At 70.5% G+C, this 15,198-nt stretch carries 15 protein-coding genes; 8 read left to right on the top strand and 7 right to left on the bottom strand.

The window, feature by feature from the left end; genetic code table 11:
- Window positions 1-70 precede the first annotated feature (70 nt).
- The gene (locus tag WJM96_RS11920) at window positions 71-2,209 is read right to left on the bottom strand and encodes a malate synthase G (protein ID WP_424812708.1); all 2,139 of its coding nucleotides are present in this window, start codon (window positions 2,207-2,209) and stop codon (window positions 71-73) included.
- Window positions 2,210-2,344: 135 nt separating this feature from the next.
- Here WJM96_RS11920 and WJM96_RS11915 point away from each other — a divergent pair, with 135 nt between their 5' ends.
- The 3 genes from WJM96_RS11915 to WJM96_RS11905 all read left to right on the top strand — a co-directional run bounded on the left by WJM96_RS11915 (window position 2,345) and on the right by WJM96_RS11905 (window position 5,653).
- Window positions 2,345-3,922: a gamma-glutamyltransferase gene (locus tag WJM96_RS11915; RefSeq protein WP_424812707.1), complete on the top strand. Its 1,578-nt coding sequence runs from the start codon at window positions 2,345-2,347 to the stop codon at window positions 3,920-3,922.
- Entirely contained in the window at window positions 3,919-4,566 is a 648-nt protein-coding gene (locus WJM96_RS11910) for a GOLPH3/VPS74 family protein (RefSeq protein ID WP_424812706.1), read from the top strand. The genes WJM96_RS11915 and WJM96_RS11910 overlap by 4 nt, the downstream gene beginning before the upstream one ends.
- A gap of 124 nt (window positions 4,567-4,690) precedes the next feature.
- Window positions 4,691-5,653, top strand: a complete 963-nt coding sequence (locus WJM96_RS11905) for a Bug family tripartite tricarboxylate transporter substrate binding protein (RefSeq protein ID WP_424812705.1) — start codon at window positions 4,691-4,693, stop codon at window positions 5,651-5,653.
- A 96-nt stretch (window positions 5,654-5,749) separates the two neighbouring features.
- Here WJM96_RS11905 and rutA read toward each other — a convergent pair whose 3' ends face one another.
- The gene (rutA, locus tag WJM96_RS11900; RefSeq protein ID WP_424812704.1) at window positions 5,750-6,820 is read right to left on the bottom strand and encodes a pyrimidine utilization protein A; all 1,071 of its coding nucleotides are present in this window, start codon (window positions 6,818-6,820) and stop codon (window positions 5,750-5,752) included.
- A gap of 167 nt (window positions 6,821-6,987) precedes the next feature.
- Here rutA and WJM96_RS11895 point away from each other — a divergent pair, with 167 nt between their 5' ends.
- On the top strand, window positions 6,988-7,644 hold the full coding sequence (locus WJM96_RS11895; RefSeq protein ID WP_424812703.1) for a GOLPH3/VPS74 family protein: 657 nt from the start codon (window positions 6,988-6,990) through the stop codon (window positions 7,642-7,644).
- A gap of 157 nt (window positions 7,645-7,801) precedes the next feature.
- Here the strand turns inward: WJM96_RS11895 and WJM96_RS11890 are convergent, their stop codons facing one another.
- Together WJM96_RS11890 and WJM96_RS11885 are read right to left on the bottom strand one after the other, a co-directional pair.
- Window positions 7,802-8,152, bottom strand: a complete 351-nt coding sequence (locus WJM96_RS11890; RefSeq protein ID WP_424812702.1) for a c-type cytochrome — start codon at window positions 8,150-8,152, stop codon at window positions 7,802-7,804.
- Between the two features lie 98 nt (window positions 8,153-8,250).
- Window positions 8,251-9,471: an MFS transporter gene (locus tag WJM96_RS11885; RefSeq protein ID WP_424812701.1), complete on the bottom strand. Its 1,221-nt coding sequence runs from the start codon at window positions 9,469-9,471 to the stop codon at window positions 8,251-8,253.
- A 154-nt stretch (window positions 9,472-9,625) separates the two neighbouring features.
- Here WJM96_RS11885 and WJM96_RS11880 point away from each other — a divergent pair, with 154 nt between their 5' ends.
- Complete coding sequence (locus WJM96_RS11880) at window positions 9,626-10,225, top strand: hypothetical protein (RefSeq protein ID WP_424812700.1); 600 nt, start codon at window positions 9,626-9,628, stop codon at window positions 10,223-10,225.
- On the opposite strand, the gene WJM96_RS11875 is transcribed toward WJM96_RS11880, so the two are convergent.
- Both WJM96_RS11875 and WJM96_RS11870 read right to left on the bottom strand, forming a co-directional pair.
- Window positions 10,222-10,569, bottom strand: coding sequence for an ArsC family reductase (locus WJM96_RS11875; RefSeq protein ID WP_424812699.1), 348 nt, complete (start codon window positions 10,567-10,569; stop codon window positions 10,222-10,224). The genes WJM96_RS11880 and WJM96_RS11875 overlap by 4 nt on opposite strands.
- 8 nt (window positions 10,570-10,577) lie before the next feature.
- Entirely contained in the window at window positions 10,578-11,444 is an 867-nt protein-coding gene (locus WJM96_RS11870) for an alpha/beta fold hydrolase (protein WP_424812698.1), read from the bottom strand.
- A 127-nt stretch (window positions 11,445-11,571) separates the two neighbouring features.
- Between WJM96_RS11870 and WJM96_RS11865 the strand changes: the two genes are divergently transcribed.
- Window positions 11,572-12,477: a LysR family transcriptional regulator gene (locus tag WJM96_RS11865; protein ID WP_424812697.1), complete on the top strand. Its 906-nt coding sequence runs from the start codon at window positions 11,572-11,574 to the stop codon at window positions 12,475-12,477.
- Here WJM96_RS11865 and WJM96_RS11860 read toward each other — a convergent pair.
- Window positions 12,474-12,746 carry a hypothetical protein gene (locus tag WJM96_RS11860; protein WP_424812696.1) on the bottom strand — a complete coding sequence of 91 codons (273 nt, stop codon included), beginning with the start codon at window positions 12,744-12,746 and terminating at the stop codon, window positions 12,474-12,476. The genes WJM96_RS11865 and WJM96_RS11860 overlap by 4 nt on opposite strands.
- 52 nt (window positions 12,747-12,798) lie before the next feature.
- Between WJM96_RS11860 and aroC the strand changes: the two genes are divergently transcribed.
- Window positions 12,799-13,914: a chorismate synthase gene (gene aroC, locus WJM96_RS11855; protein ID WP_424812695.1), complete on the top strand. Its 1,116-nt coding sequence runs from the start codon at window positions 12,799-12,801 to the stop codon at window positions 13,912-13,914.
- 80 nt (window positions 13,915-13,994) lie between these two features.
- Complete coding sequence (locus WJM96_RS11850; protein ID WP_424812694.1) at window positions 13,995-15,182, top strand: hypothetical protein; 1,188 nt, start codon at window positions 13,995-13,997, stop codon at window positions 15,180-15,182.
- Window positions 15,183-15,198: the final 16 nt, after the last annotated feature.

Genomic DNA, 15,198 nt, shown 5'->3' with positions numbered 1-15,198 from the left:
TGGCGGGCTGCCCCGCGCAAGCGGCCGCGCGGCGCCGGATGGGCCGGCTCCGCGCGGGGATGGCGCGGTTTTAGGCCGCCTTCGCCTCGCGGCGGTACTTCGTCAGCAGGAACTCGGTATAGCCGTTGGGCTGCGTCGTGCCCTCCATCACCAGGGCGGTGGCGGCGCGGAAGGCCACGCCGTCGAAGCCGGGTGCCATGGGCGTATAGGCCGGGTCGTCCTGGTTCTGCTTGTCCACCACGGCGGCCATGCGCTCGAGCGTCTCCTTCACCTGCTCGGGCGTCACGATGCCGTGGCGCAGCCAATTGGCGATGTGCTGGGCGGAGATGCGCAGCGTCGCGCGGTCCTCCATCAGGCCGACATCGTGGATGTCGGGCACCTTGGAGCAGCCGACGCCCTGGTCGATCCAGCGCACGACGTAGCCGAGGATGCCCTGGGCGTTGTTGTCGAGCTCCGCCTGCAGGTCCTGCGCCGGCCAGTTGGTCTGGGCGGCGACGGGGATGGTCAGCAGGTCCTCGAGCTTGCCGCGGCGGCCGCCGGCCGCGATCTCCGCCTGGCGGGCGGCGACATCCACCTGGTGGTAGTGCAGCGCGTGCAGCGTGGCGGCGGTGGGCGAGGGGACCCAGGCCGTGTTCGCGCCGGCCTTGGGGTGCCCCACCTTCTGCTCCAGCATCGCGGCCATGGCGTCGGGCATCGCCCACATGCCCTTGCCGATCTGCGCCTTGCCGCGCAGGCCGCAGAGCAGGCCGATATCGACGTTCCACTCCTCATAGGCCTTGATCCAGGCGGTGCCGCGCATGTCGTTCTTGCGGATCATGGCGCCGGCTTCCATCGAGGTGTGGATCTCGTCGCCGGTGCGGTCCAGGAAGCCCGTGTTGATGAAGGCGACGCGCTCGGACGCCTCCTTGATGCAGGCCTTGAGGTTGACGGTGGTGCGCCGCTCCTCGTCCATGATGCCCATCTTGAGCGTGTTGTGCGGCAGGCCCAGCAGCTTCTCCACGCGGCCGAAGAGCTCCACGGCCCAGGCCACTTCCTCCGGGCCGTGCATCTTGGGCTTCACGATGTAGACGCTGCCGGCGCGGCTGTTCAGCCGCTTGCCGTTCAGGTCGTGCATGGCAATGAGGCTGGTGATGCAGGCGTCGAGGATGGTCTCGGGCACCTCGGCGCCGTCCAGAGTCACCGCGTCCGTCATCATGTGGTGGCCGACGTTGCGGACCAGCATCACCGAGCGCCCGGGCAGGGTCAGCGTGCCGCCGGCGGGCGTGGTGTAGGTGCGGTCCGGGTTGAGCCGGCGCGTGATGGTGCGGCCGCCCTTCTCCAGGTCGGCCGAGAGGTCGCCCTTCATGAGGCCGAGCCAGTTGCGGTAGACCTCGGCCTTGTCGGCGGCATCGACGGCCGCGACGCTGTCCTCGCAATCCTGGATGGTGGTGAGCGCGGCCTCCATCACGAGGTCCGCGACGCCGGCCGCGTCGTTCTTGCCGATCTCGCTGTTTCGGTCGATCCGCAGCTCGAGGTGCAGGCCGTTGTGGCGGAAGAGCAGGGCGGTGGGCGCGGAGGGCTCGCCCGTGAAGCCCACCAGCTGCGCCGGGTTCTTCAGCGGCACGGAGCCTCCGCCCTGCAGCGTGATGTCGAGCGCGCCGTCCTTCACGGCGTACTTCAGGGCCTCGGCATGGCCGGCGCCCATGAGCGGCACGGCCTGGTCCAGCACCTTGCGGGCGAAGGCGATGACGCGGGCGCCGCGCGTGGGGTTGTAGCCCGGCCCGCGCTCGGCCCCGTCGGCCTCGGGGATGGCGTCGGTGCCGTAGAGCGCGTCGTAGAGGCTGCCCCAGCGCGCATTGGCGGCGTTGAGCGCGTAGCGCGCGTTGTTCACCGGCACGACGAGCTGCGGGCCGGCGATGCCGCCGATCTCGGGATCCGTATTGGCGGTGGTGACGGCGAAATCCGCGGGCTCGGGCAGCAGGTATCCGATCTCGCGCAGGAAGGCCTGGTAGCTGGGCTCGTCGATCGGCTTGGACGGGTTGGCGCGGTGCCAGGCGTCGATCTTGGCCTGCAGGTCGTCGCGCTTGGCCAGCAGGGCTGCGTTGCGGGGCGCTAGGTCGCGCAGGATGGCCTCGAGGCCGGACCAGAAGGCGGCGGCATCCACGCCGGTGCCGGGAAGGGCTTCGGTCTCCACGAAGCTGCGAAGGGGGGCGGCGATGTTCAGGCTCATCCGGGCACTCCGTGGGACGTCTTCACTGTTCTGAACGAGCCTTAACCGGCAAAGCCGCCCGGCGAAAGGGGCGGATGGCTTGCCGAAGGGCAGGGGTGGGAACAGGATGCTTCCCCTGCCTAAGGACCGAATCACATGACCCATCCCGCCCACACCACCCAGCACTGGCATGTCCGCAAGCCGGCGGGCCGCGGCGACAAGGGCGTGGTCGCCAGCCAGTCGCGCGACGCGGCCGAGGCGGGCGTGGAGATCCTGCGCGCGGGCGGCACCGCGGCCGACGCGGCGGTCGCGACCGCCTTCGCCGTCGCCACGACGGAGCCCTGGAACAGCGGCCTGGGCGGCATCGGCTTCACCCAGGTCATGCGCCCGGGCGGCCCGGCGGAGACCTTCGACTTCGGCCCCATCGCCCCCCGCGGCCTCGACGCCTCGGCCTATCCGCTCACCGGCAAGATGAAGCAGGACCTCTTCGCCTGGCCGGAGGTGGTGGGCGACGCGAACATCCACGGGCCCAAATCGGCGCTGATCCCCTCGGCGGTCGCGGGCTATGCACTGCTGCACAAGCGCTACGGCCGCATGCCGATCAAGGACATCCTGGCCCCCGCCGTGGCGCTGGCCAAGCGTGGCTTATCGCAGGACTGGTTCACGACGCTGAAGATCGCGAACAGCGCCTCCGTCCTGCGCCTCTATGACGAGAGCGCGCGCATCTACCTGCCCAACGGCCTGCCGCCGGTGCCGCCCTACCAGGGCTCCTCCACCTTCTTCCGCCAGGGCCGCCTGCCCGACACGCTGGAGCGGCTGCAGACCGCCGGCCTCGATGATTTCTACAAGGGGGACATCGCGGCCTCGATCGCGGCCGACATGAAGGCCATGGAAGGCTTCGTGACCGCCGAGGACCTGGCGAACTGCGCGCCCGTCGTGCGCCCGGCCATGGAGGCCACCTTCCGCGGCCGCCGCCTGATGCTGGCCAATGGCCTGACGGCCGCGCCGACCCTCAAGCGCCTGCTGGCCATGATGGAGGATGCCCCCTACGGCGCCGTCCCGGATGCCGCCTGGTACGCCTACCTCGCCGCCGCGCTGCGCTCCGCCTATGCCGAGCGCCTGGCCGGCCTCGGCGACGACACGCCGACCGAGGCCGAGCCCGTGGGGGCCGACAGCTGCACCACGCACCTGACCGTCGCCGACAAGGACGGGATGATGGTGGCCATGACCACCACGCTCCTCTCCTCCATGGGCAGCCGCATGGTGCTGCCGGGCACGGGCGTGCTGATGAACAACGGCGTGATGTGGTTCGACCCGCAGCCGGGCAGCCCCAACGCCATCGCGCCGGGCAAGCGCCCGCTCTGCAACATGTGCCCGGTGATCGCGCTGGACGCGAAGGGCCGTCCCGAGATCGCGACCGGCGCCTCGGGCGGCCGCAAGATCATGGCGGCGGTGTTCCAGCAGCTCTCCTACGTCGCCGACTTCGCCATGGAGCCCGAGGCCGCCGCCCACCACCCGCGCATCGATGTGCATGGCCCCGAGGGCGTCATGGCCGACCAGCGTCTGGGAGAGGGCGTGATCGCGGCCCTGGCCAGGGATGCCGAGGTCGAGGTGGTGGAGCACACGGTGGCGCCGGGCAACTTCGCCTGCCCGAACCTCATCCTCCAGCGCGACGGCATGCAGATCGGCGTCTCGGACGTCATGTCGCCCTGGTCGGCCGCGATCGCGGCATGAGCGGGGAGCGCGCCGCGCTCTCCCTGCCGGAGGAGATCGTCCTTCTCACGCTGGACGAGGCCGGGAAGCCCATCGGGCGCCTCGGCCTCGCGGCGGATTTCGCCCTGGCGGGCGCGGTGCTGATGGAGCTCTCGCTCGCCGGCCGCATCGACACGGACCTCGCGCGCCTGCACCTGGTGAACGACGAGCCGCTCGGCGATCCGGTGCTCGATGCCGGGCTTCGCCTGGTGGCCTCCCAGCGCGACAGCCGGGGCGCCATCATGGCGCTGGCCCGCGAGGAATCCGGCCTGCGCGGGACCGTGCTCGACCGCCTGGTCGCGCGCGGGCTGCTGCGCCGGCAGGAGGGGCGGATGCTGCTGGTCTTCCCCACCCGGCGCTTCCTCAAGCCCGAGGACCGGGCCGAGCCGCGCGAGGTCCAGGCCCGGCTCTTGCGCCTCATCCAGGGCGACGAGCTGCCCGAGCCGCGCGAGGCGCTGCTGCTGGGCCTGGCCCGCGCCAGCGCCCTCCTGGTGCCGCTCTTCTCGGCGCCGCTGCTGGTGGCCCGGCAGGAAAGGATCCTCTTCCTCTCCCGGCTCGAGGCGCTGAACCGCTCCGTCAGCGAACTGGTTCACGACCTCTATTCGGCCCAGCTCCGCTCGGCCTGAACGGCACGGGCTTTGCTCTGATCTCCCGAGGCTTCATTTCCCCGGCCTGAGATGCGCGGCTGTTGCGCAATCTTTCGGCAGAGGGAGGCATGGGAGATTAAGAAGAATGCATCGTCGATCCATTTTGTCTGCCGCTGCCGGCCTTCTGGGCACGCCCGCCATTGTCCGGGCGCAGAGCGCCGCCTGGCCGACCCGGGGCTCCGTCCGCCTGGTCGCCCAGTTCCCGCCGGGCGGGCTGGTGGACACCATCGCGCGCCTGATGGCCCCCTCGCTGAGCCAGGCGCTGGGCCAGACGGTGCTGGTCGAGAACCGCGCCGGTGCGGGCGGGGTGATCGGCACGGACTACGTCGCGAAGGCCCCGGCCGATGGCTACACGCTGCTGGTCAGCCACGCCTCGGTGCATGTCTTCTCGACGGCGACGCTGCCCTCGCTGCCCTTCGACCCGGTGGGTGACTTCACCCATATGGGCCTGCTGGTCGAGGCGCCGAACGTGCTGCTGGTGAAGGCGGATTCGCCCTATCGCACGCTTCAGCAATATGTGACGGCGGCCAAGTCGCGGCCGGTGCGCTACGGCTCCTCGGGCATCGGCTCGGCGCCGCACCTGCTGGGCGCGATGCTCACGGGCGAGGCGGATGCGCCGAACCTCGACCACGTGCCCTATCGCGGCAGCGCCCCCGCCCTCCAGGACCTGATGGCTGGCCAGATCGAGAGCATGATCGACCCGGTCACCACCAATGTGGCGATGCTGAAGGACGGCACGCTGCGCTGCCTGGGCATTTCCACGGCGCAGCGCCTGCCGGCCCTGCCGGACATCCCGACCTTCGCCGAGCTGGGCTATCCGCGCCTGACCTCCGCGCAGTGGCTGGGGCTTTCGGGGCCGAAGAACCTGCCGCAGCCGATCGTGGACCGGCTTTCGGCGCTGATTCCGCAGATCCTGGCGCGGCCGGAACTCGCCGTCCGCTTCGAGGACCTGCAGACCAAGCCTCCGGCGCAGCCGGTGATGGGCACGGCCTTCACGGACCGGATCAAGGCCGAGATCAGCGAATGGACCGCCGTGGCGCGGCGCTACAACATCACGGCCGCCTGAGGCGGCCTTATCGGGCGGCGCGGTGCTCCTCCGCGCCGCCGTTGCGCGCGGAGTGTAAGGCCGCGCGCGTCAGGTGCGGCGCGGCGTATCCGCCGGTCATGCGGCGAGGGGCACCCGGTCCTTCCGGCACTTCATCAGCGGCTGGATCTTCTGGCCGAACATGTCCATGCCTCCCAGGAAATCGTCGAAGCAGAGCATGATGCCCGCCACGCCCGGCATCTCCGCCACCTCGTCCAGCAGCCGCGCGCAGGTGGCAGGGCTGCCTACGATGGTCCCCATGTTGAAGTTGATGGGCGAGGGGTTGCGCTGCACCACCGCCGCCATCGAGGTCTCCTGCGTATTCACGTCATGCGCCGCATGGCCGAGCAGATGGGTCAGCGCCTCGCGGTCGGCGCCTTTCTCGTAGCTGTCCCACTTGGCCATCGCGGCCTCGTCGGTCTCGGCGGCGATCACCATGAACAGCATGTAGGCACCGACGTCGCGGCCGGCCTTCTTCGCATGCTCCAGCACGCGGGCGGGGACCGAGGCGGATTTCGTCGGCTCGTTCACGCCCTCGCCGAGGCAGAAATTGTAGTCGCACCAGGTCGCGCCGAACTCCATGCCGCGGTCCGACTGCCCGGCGCTCACGATCTTGGGGCGCCGTGCCGGACGGGGGCTGAGCTTGCAGCCGTCCATCTGGAAGTACTCGCCCTTGAGGTCGGAATGTCCCGTCTCCCACAGCTCGTGCAGGATGCGGACGTATTCGGTGCTGTAGTCGTAGCGCTTGCCGAAATGCGCGTCGCCGGGCCAGAGCCCCATCTGGCTGTACTCGATCTTGTGCCAGCCCGAGACGATGTTCACGCCGAATCGGCCGCCCGAGATGTCGTCGATGGTGGCGGCCATCCGCGCCACGATCGCCGGCGGAATCGTCAGCACCGCCGTCGAGGCGAAGAGCCGAATCCGATTCGTCACCGCCGCCAGGCCGGCCATCAGCGTGAAGCTTTCGAGGCCGTGGTCCCAGAACTCGGTCTTACCGCCGAAGCCGTGCAGCTTGATCATGGAAAGGGCGAAGTCGAGGCCGTAGCCCTCGGCCTTCTGCACCACCTGCTTGTTGAGCTCGAAGCTCGGCATGTACTGCGGCGCGTTCTCCGAGATCAGCCAGCCATTGTTGTTGATGGGAATGAACACGCCGATATCCATGGATCGCTGGCCCTTTCGCGCATGGCTGCCTGGGCCCCGGCCAAGCAATCCATATGCCATCGAAAACCGTCCGCACGGGGTGCTGGACAGCCGTTGCGCGCGCGAACAACATCGCGCCCGACGGGCCGCGGCGGCCCTTGGAGAGGACCCAGGCCATGAAGCTGACCATGCCGGAGGAGATCATGCTCCTCCTGCTCGACGACAAGACGGGCCGCCCGATCGGCCTGCCGGCACCGGCCGGCGACTACGCGGTGGCCAGCGCCATCCTGATGCAGCTTTCGCTGGACGGCCGCATCGACACGGATCCCGAGCGGCTGATGGTGACGAGCCACAAGCCCTCCGGCGACCCGGTGCAGGATGAGGCGCTGACCCTCATCTCCACCAATGTCGGGATGCGCGACAGCCGCCACTGGATCGTGGAGATCGGCCGCCACGCCGACCACTACCGCTCGATGATCCTGGACCGGCTGGTGGCGAAGGGCGTGCTGAAGAAGGAGGAGGGGCGCTTCCTCTGGGTCTTCCCCGACCGCCGCTATCCCAAGGCCGCCGAGGGCGAGGCCGAGGTGCTCGAAGTCCGCGCCCGCCTGCGCAAGGTGCTGCTGGAGGACGACATCCCCGAGCCGCATGATTCGCTCATGATCGGCCTCGCGCGCGCCAGCGGCATCATCCCGCTGATCATCACCGCGCAGGAGCAGGAGCGCGTGGGCAAGCGCGTGGACCAGGTCGCGGACCTGGAGGAGCTGGGCCGCACGCTCTCCTCCGTGACGCGCGAGGTCTACGCCATGATGCTGGCCTTCGCCGGCGCGCATTAGCGCCGGTTTTTGCGGCCTCGGACGCCGGGCGGCGGCATTCGCCGCCCTGGCTTCCCTCGCTTCGGTCGCATCTGCGGGAAGGGTGGGCAGCGTTCATCCTGAGAGGTGGCGCTACCCCGGCGCAACGGGACTGCCGCGGGCTATCCGGCGGCAGAGTTCAGTTCGCCGTGCTGGCCCGCTGGATATAGGCGATCACGTCGTTCAGCATCTGCGGGTTCCGCAGCCCAGGGTAGGACATCGAGCCGCCGGGCACGACCGCCTTCGGGTCCGCCAGATAGGCGCGCAGATTCTCCTCGTTCCAGACCAGCCCGGCCGCCGCGCGCTCGCGCATCGGCGCCGAGTAGCGGAAGCCCTCGACCGTGCCCGCCGCGCGGCCCCAGACGCCGTAGAGGTTCGGGCCCACGCCGTTGCGGCCATTGGCGGCGATGGCGTGGCAGGCGCGGCACTGGTTGAAGACCCGCTGGCCCGCATCGGCATCCTGCGCCCTGGCGCTCCCCGGGGCGCTCATCGGCGCCAGGGCCAGAAGGCCCGCCATCATCGCTACAACTCGCATAGGCTCGCTCCCATCAGCTTGGCCTCCATTCTGGGGCTTCGGAGCGATCCGGGCTAGGCGGCGCGCAGCTCGCCCCGCCAGCGCCAGGCGATCCAGATCGTCGCCAGCAGCCCGAAGCCCGCATAGAGGGTCGCCGTCGCCGTGAAGCCGAGGCGCGCAATGCCCCAACCCGCCAGCAGCAGCCCCACCGGCAGCCCGTAGATCGCGAGCATGCGCAGCCCCATGATGCGCCCGCGGAAGCTCGCCGCCGCCGTTCGCAGCAGCAGCACCGACATCGGGATCATGCAGAAGCTCTGCACGAAGCCGGCGACGAAGAGCAGCGCCATGCCGGCGCCCGCGGTCGAGACCTGCGCGAAGCCCAGCAGCACCACGAACCACAGGCCCGATGCCACCAGCATCGTCCGCGCCGGATGCCGCCCCACCCCGCCCCAGGAAATGATCAGCGAGCCCAGCAGCGCCCCGCCCGCGAAGGAGGCGACGAGCGTACCCAGCCCCGTCCGGTCCATGCCGTAGACGTCGCGCGCCACATGCGGCAGCAGCCCGCCCGAGAGCGGATACGCCGCGAAATTCGCAAGGAAGGCGAGCCAGACGGCGGCCATCAGCACGGGGGTGGTGCGCGTATAGGAGATGCCCTCGCGCAGCTCGCCCCAGGCCGAGACAGCGGCGCGGGCGCTGGGCTCGCGCGGCGCCTCCCGCACGGCGAGGGTGAGGCAGAGGCTCGTCGCGTAGAGACCGACCACGACGGCATAGCCCGCCCCCATGCCGAGCGCCGCCACGATCGCGGCCCCCGCCAGCGCGCCCATCGCGCGCGCCGAATCCATGCTGACCCGCGCGACGCCGAGCGCGCTGGCCAGCAGCTTGGGCGGCATCGTGCTGGCGATCAGCGCGTTGCGCACGCCGATATCGGACGGCCGCACCAGCCCGGAGAGTGCCGTCAGCGCGAAGACCGCCACGGGCGAGAGCCACCCCGCCGCGATCAGCAGCGCGAGCGTCGCGGCGCAGGCCAGGTACACCCCGCGCATGGCCGAGAGCAGGTTGCGATGACCTACCCGGTCACCCAGCACGCCGATCATGGGCGCGACCAGCGTGCCGATGAACTGCAGTGCGCCGAAGGCCGTGAGCCAGACCACCGATCCGGTCGCGACCAGCACGTACCAGCCGAGGATCAGGGTCTCCATCTCGAAGGCCAGCGAGGTCGAAAGGTCGGCCGGCCATTGGAAGCGGAAGTCGCGCTGGCGGAAAACGCCCGAACGCTCCTCGGAGGCTCCGCTCATGGGCGGGCCCGTGTCCTGGCCATCTCGCTTCCTCATCCTGGGCGCCTTCGGGCCCCCTTGCGCGCGAGTATGAGCCGCCTGTCATTGACGGGGAAGCAGGGGGGCGCGCCAATGCGGGCCGCGCCCCAACCAACCACGACAGGGAGAAACGCATATGGCCGAAGCCACCACCTTCCCGGGCACCGTCGAATGGTCCGGCGAGAACCCCGGCATCTCGCTGAAGGAGGATCCGGACGGCGCCTTCACGACGCTGGCCTCCTTCTTCCGCGTGGTGCTCTCGCCGCATGGGCGCGGGCATGCGCTGGTGCTGCTGCAATCGCCCCAGGAAGCCGCGGCAGGCAATGTCTGCCTGACGGATAACGAGCCGCTGGCGCGCTGGCTGGTGGCCGAATACGTCTCGCATTTCGGCGCCTGGCGCGGGCTGCCGGGCCTCGCCTCGCTGACCTACCGCAAGCTCGACCATGTGGAGGCGAGCGGCGATGCGATCTCCAGCTACGCCGAGACGGTGAGGGCGGGCGACCTGACGGTGAAGATGGAATGGAGCGGGCTTGGCAAGCCCTTCTGCTTCGCGCTGCCGCCCGCGCTGTCGGCGACGGGCAAGCACCACATGCCGAGCCTCTTCGTGGGCTGCGGGAAGGCGGCGGTGACGGTGAACGGCGTGGCCCGCCCGGGCGCGCCCATCCCGCGCGACGTCGCCGGAAATCGCATCTCGACCGCGATGCTGGCCTTCTCCGAGACCTGGATCAGGGTCTAGGCGAACTCCTTCGCATAGGCGTCGGGCGAGAAGCCGACCAGCAGCTTCTTCCCCCGGGCCAGCACGGGGCGCTTGATCATGGAAGGCTGCTCCACCATCAGCGCGATGGCCTTGGCCTCGTCGATGTTCTCGCGCGCCGCATCGGGGAGCTTGCGGAAGGTGGTGCCGGCGCGGTTGAGCAGCTTCTCCCAACCCACCTGCGCGGCCCAGCCGCGCAGGGTGGCGGCATCGATGCCTTCCGCCTTGTAGTCGTGGAAGGCGTAGGGCACGCCCTTGGCATCGAGCCAGGAGCGCGCCTTCTTCATCGTGTCGCAGTTCTTGATGCCGTAGATCGTCGTCGTCATCGCTATCCTCAGGCGCGCCCATCCAGGAAGCCGCGGATGGCGGCGACCGTGGCGGTAGGTTGCTCTTCCATCAGCCAGTGGCCCGCATCCGCGATCACGGTCCCCGTGACGTCGTCCGCGCCGGCGCGGATCACCTCGGCCATGGCGGCGCCGAAGGACTTCTCCCCGCCCACCGCGAGCACCGGCATGGCCAGCCGACCCTGGGCCAGGAAGGCACGGTTGTCGATGGCGTCCTGGTCGAAGGCGCCGAACTGCGCGAAGCCCGCGCGCATGGCGCCCGGCCGGGCGTAGAGCTGCGCGTAGTGCTCGCGATGCGCCTCGGTGAACCGGGCCGGATTGGCGGAGAACTCGTTCCAGAAGCGGTCGAGGTAGATGCGCTCGCGCCCCGCGACCAGGCGCTCCATGTCCGGCCCGCCGAAGCGGAAGTGCCAAAGCAGCGGGTTCTTCAGGATCTCCTCCCAGGGGCCGACGCCAGGAACCGGGGCATCCATCAGCACGAGCCTGGTGACGCGCGCGGGATGACGGGCGGCGAAGGCGAAGGCCACCATGTTGCCGATGTCGTGCGCGACGACCTCGGCGCTCCGGACGCCCAGGGCGTCCAGCAGCCCGGCCATGTCCTCGGCCTGGACCATCTTCTCGAAGCCGCGATCGGGGATCGAGGAGAGGCCCATGCCGCGAAGGTCCGGCACGATGACGGTGTGGTCGCGCATCAGCTCGGTGGCGAGCGGCACCCACATGTCGCCGGTGTCGCCATAGCCGTGCAGCAGCAGCACGGCCGGGCCGGTGCCCCCCACGCGGACATGCAGCTGGATGCCGTTGGTGGGCACCTCCTGCGTGCGGAAGGCGGCGGGGAAGACGGGAATTTCGCTGTCCATCGAAGGGTCTCCGGTTCGGGGGCCGCCGTCGGGGCGGCTCTGATGGCGCGAAAACTAGGAGAGCGTGGGAGGCCGCAGTAGCCAGATCATTCTGGACTTATCTTCCGGATTTGCCGAACGATGCCGCATGCTCAAGATGGACGGAATCGCCGCCTTCGTCGCCGTGGTGGATGCGGGCTCGATCAGCGGGGCGGGCCGGGCGCTCGGCCTGTCGAAATCCGTGGTGAGCGAGCGCTTGGCGGAGCTGGAGCGCCTGATGGACGCCCGCCTGCTGAACCGCACCACGCGCCACCTCGCGCTCACCGAGGATGGCGAGAGCCTGCTGCCGCGCGCCCGCCGCATCCTGGGCGAGACCGAGGAGGCGATGGCCGAGGCCGCCGCCCGCCGGGGCCAGCTTTCCGGGCGCCTCCGGATCTCGGGGCCCGTCAGCTTCGGCACGCTGCACCTCGGCCCCGCGCTGCATGCCTTTCTGCGCGAGCACCCGGCCATCGAGCTCTCGCTGGAGCTGGAGGACCGCTTCGTGGACATCGCGGGCGAGGGCTTCGACGCGGTGGTGCGCCATGGGCCCGCGGGCGATGGATGGCTCATCGCCACGCGGCTCGCGCCCAGCCGGCGCCTGCTGGTGGCGAGCCCGGACTACCTCGCCCGGAATGGCGAGCCGCGCAGCCTGGCCGAGCTCGGTGCGCATCGGGCCATCCTCTATTCCAACCGCGCGCAGGACTGGAGCTTCCGGGGGCCGGACGGGCCCGTGATCCTGCGGCCGCGCGGGGCGATGCGGGTGAACCACGGCATCATGATGCGTGATGCCGCGCTGGCGGGACTCGGCATCACCCTGCTGCCGAGCTTCATCGCCCATGACGCGATCCGCGCGGGTGCGCTGCGCGTGCTCGATGTCGGCGCGCGGGCCGAGGGGGCGGACGTATACATCATCCATCGCGGGGAGGGGGGCTCGGCCAAGCTCCGCGCCCTGATTCGCCACTTGCGGCACCATTTCGGCGTGCCGCCGCATTGGGAGCGCGACCTGCCGGCCTAGGGGCGAAGCTCGCGGCCGCGCTCGCGCTGGCGCGCGCATCGGGCGGGGTCCGCCAGCTCGCGCCGCAGCGCGCGGCAGTCGGGCGCGCCCACATCGTCCCAGCGGGCGCAGCGGCCATCGGGCCGGCGCCAGCCGGGGCCGCCGCAGATTCCGCAGCCCGCATGCTCGCCATCCCTCGGGTAGAGGCGGCAGAGGTCCGAACCGGGCGCGGGCTGCCCTGCCGCGGGGAGGGCGGCGAGGATCAGCCCGGCGAGCAGAAGATGTCGCAAGCGATCCTCACCCATGGCCGTGATGGCCCGGTTAGGCTAGGTGGCAGGAGCCATGAGTCACAACAGCTTCGGCCATCTTTTCCGCGTCACCACCTGGGGCGAGAGCCATGGGCCCGCGATCGGCTGCGTGGTGGATGGCTGCCCGCCCGGCCTGCCGCTCGACGAGGCCTGGATCCAGCCCTTCCTGGACAAGCGCAGGCCTGGCACCTCCAAATTCGTGACCCAGCGGCAGGAGCCGGATCAGGTCCGCATCCTCTCGGGCGTCTTCGAGGGGCGGACCACCGGCACCCCCATCGCGCTGCATATCGACAATCAGGACCAGCGCTCCAAGGACTACGGCGAGATCGCGAAGTCCTTCCGGCCGGGCCATGCCGACATCGCCTATGAGTGGAAGTACGGCATCCGCGACTATCGAGGCGGCGGCCGCTCCTCGGCGCGCGAGACGGCCATGCGCGTCGCCGCCGGCGCCGTGGCGCGGCGCATCCTGGGCGAGGGGGTCGTGATCCGCGGCGCGCTGGTCCAGATCGGCGCCGACCGCATCGACCCGGCCGCCTGGGACTGGTCGGAGACGGCGAACAACGCCTTCTGGTGCCCCGACAAAAACGCCGCAATCCGTTGGGAAGAACAGCTTTCCGCCGTTCGGAAGTCAGGCTCCTCCGTCGGCGCCGTCATCGAAGTGCGGGCCGAAGGACTTCCCGTCGGCCTGGGGGCACCCATCTATGGGAAGCTCGATGCCGATCTGGCCGCGGCGCTGATGTCGATCAACGCCGTGAAGGGCGTCGAGATCGGCGACGGCTTCGCGGCTGCCGCGCTCTCGGGCGAAGAGAACGCGGATGAGATGCGGATGCGACAAGACGGCACGGTGGAGTTCCAGGCCAACCATGCGGGCGGAATCCTGGGCGGAATCTCGACGGGCCAGCCCGTCATCGCCCGCTTCGCGGTGAAGCCCACCAGTTCGATCCTGACGCCGCGCCGGGCGGTGACGCTGGAGGGCCAGGACACCGAGATCCTCACCAAGGGGCGCCATGACCCCTGTGTGGGCATTCGCGCCGTGCCGGTGGGCGAGGCCATGATGGCCTGCGTGCTCGCCGACCACCTTCTGCGCCACCGGGCCCAGAACCCCGGCGCGCCCAGCTTGCCTCGCATGCCGCGGGAGCCGGGATATTGAGGCGAGGGAATGTTTCGGTTAGCCTCGCGGAGCCGGACGGCGCGGTGGCGCCGGCTGGTCCCCGCCTGAGAGCCCAGCCCATGTCCGCATCCGGTTCCCGCAACGACGCGCAGTCGCTGAAGGCCTTTGTCGCGCTGGCGGGCCAGGCCGCGTGGCGCCGCCGCCTGAGCCATATCGGCGAGAAGGTGCAGGCGCGTTCCCACACCGGCCGCGCGGCCCAGCAGCGCCATGCGCTGGAGCTCATCCTGGCGCGGCTCGACCGGCCCGAGATGCTGGCCCGTGCCACCGAGGCGGAACGCCGGCTGCTCGGCTTCGCGCATGAGGCGGCGGCGCTGGCGAAATCCCTGGGGACGGGGCCTCGCGCACGGCTCAAGACGCTGATCGCGGAGGGGCTGTCGGGCGAGAAGAACCTCGTGCCCGTCTTCCACCTCGTCCGCACGGCGGCGACGCTGCGGGCCCGCGGCTTCGAGGTCAGCTTCCACGGGCTGGAAGGCGAGGGGTACGACCTGCTCATCCGCCGTGGCGGCGCGGAGGCGGAAGTCGTCTGCGAGACCGTCTCGGCCGAGGAAGGCCGCCCCCTGCACAAGGGCGACTGGGCCACGCTGGTGGACCGCGTGAACCCCGAGCTGCAGACCTGGCTCGCGGCCCATCCCGGCCGCTACGTGCTGAAGCTCACCCTGCCCGAAGGCGTCTCGGACAAAACCCAGCTCGCGGACCTGCACGGCCGCATCTCCGCCATGCTGGCGGCCGAGCGCCGTCAGGATGCGAGCGCGGATGCCGTCCTGAAGCTGGACCCGCTTCTGCTGGCCGGCGCCCAGGCGGCGGGCGCGCTGCCCGCGCGGCTGCGCCAGGCCTTCGGTGTGGAAGCGCACCTCGCCGTGACGGCCGATCCCGCGAGCGGCAGCGTGATGGTGATGGCCGCCCGCGCGGGGCGCGAGAACGAGATCTCGCAGGCCGTGCACCGTCGCATGGCGGTCGCGGCCGGCTCGCGCCTCTCGGGGCGCCGTCCGGGTATCCTCTCGGCCTTTCTCGAGGACCTGGAGGCGGCCGAGTGGAGCTCGCTGCGCGATACGCTGCAGCTCGAGGGCTCGATGCGGCGCTTCCTGACGGAGGCGGTGGCCAGACCCGTCGTCGCCGTGACCTGCACGACCCGGCAGGAGTTCTTCGGCGTGGGCGCGGCGGTGCCGGATGGCGAGCTGCGCTTCCGCAATCCAGGGCACCCGGCCGCCAAGCATGTGGGGCTGGGGCCCGCGATCAGCAGTAATTAATGGCCTCAAGCGCCGG

The sequence above is a fragment of the Roseococcus sp. YIM B11640 genome, from assembly GCF_049727625.1.
Classification (GTDB): Bacteria; Pseudomonadota; Alphaproteobacteria; order Acetobacterales; family Acetobacteraceae; genus Roseococcus.
The sequence above is the reverse complement of the archived record's forward strand: the minus strand, read 5'-3'. Positions and strand labels throughout refer to the sequence as shown.